This window comes from Caballeronia humi, assembly GCF_001544475.1.
GTDB lineage: Bacteria > Pseudomonadota > Gammaproteobacteria > Burkholderiales > Burkholderiaceae > Caballeronia > Caballeronia humi.
In genome coordinates, this window is the sequence record NZ_FCNW02000195.1 from 1 (window position 1) to 1,114 (window position 1,114).

1 pseudogene is annotated in these 1,114 nt (G+C 60.1%); it reads right to left on the bottom strand.

What is annotated here, in order from left to right:
- Window positions 1–74: 74 nt before the first annotated feature.
- A pseudogene (locus tag AWB65_RS34995) lies at window positions 75–599 on the bottom strand (IS30 family transposase); the annotation flags it as partial.
- Window positions 600–1,114: the final 515 nt, after the last annotated feature.

The window sequence follows — 1,114 nt, forward strand, 5'->3', positions numbered from 1 at the left end:
CATGTCCCGCTTTCGCTGGCAGTACCTGCCAGCTGTGACCAGTATCACGGAAGGCGGGACGGACTATCTATATTAGGCAAATATTGACGAAGCAATCCGTTGGTATTTTCGCAGGTGCCGCGTTGCCAAGGGCTGTGTGGGTCGCAGAAGTAGACGCGCACGCCAGTGGCTGCAGTGAGTTCTTGGTGCCGCGACATTTCTTTGCCCTGGTCGTAGGTAAAGGTTTGTCGCAACGGCGCGGCAATCGAGTTGAGTTTGGCAGAGAAGCCCGCTAACGCGGAGGCGGCGGTGGCGTCTTCCATCTTGGCGAGTAGCACCAGGCGGCTAGTCCGTTCGACCAGCACGCCGACAGAAGATTGGTTGGCGGCGCCCTTGATGAAGTCACCTTCCCAGCGACCAGGCAGTAGTCGGTCTTCGATTTCGGGCGGCCGCACATGGATACTGACCATGTCGGGAATCTGCCCGCGCCGATCGGTGCCGCGTGTGCGGGGCATGCGGGCGCTATGACCGTGGCGCAAGCAGGCGATGAGCTGCCGGCGCAGTTCGCCGCGCGGCTGGGCATAGATGGCCGTGTAGATGGTTTCGTGCGAAACGTGCTGGGTCGGGTCGGTCGGATAATTGGGTAGCCACGTCTCCTCGCGGAAACGCGGCCCCCGAAGAACTGTACGTGCGAGTTTCCCCGCATACAGCTCGAGCACAGCATCAAACGTCACACGGACGCCGGTCGTACCGGCCTTCTTACGACCTTCGCAAACGTCACATCGTTGATTCGCCTCATTGCTGAGGCGAGAGGCGCTGAACCGTAGCCCCACCGGTCACTCACAAGCTGCCCCTCGTTGAACCTAAAATGCTGGTCTGCGACAACTGCACCACGCGGAAGTCTGCACCCTTTCAGGTCGAAGCAAAGCTCTAACCCCTGTGCGACCCATTACAGGCCGCCGTTCGCTTTCTCCGCGTTCTCTTACCCGCTTGACCAACAGCTTCCCCTGCGGGTTACCTGCCAGATAACGCGATGAACTGCGACGCTGGCGGACAATCCCGGACGGTCAGTTGAAACTCCCCCAGTTGTGGTCGCCTAAAATCCCCCACCGTGTGAAGCAGGACGAGGTCGAGT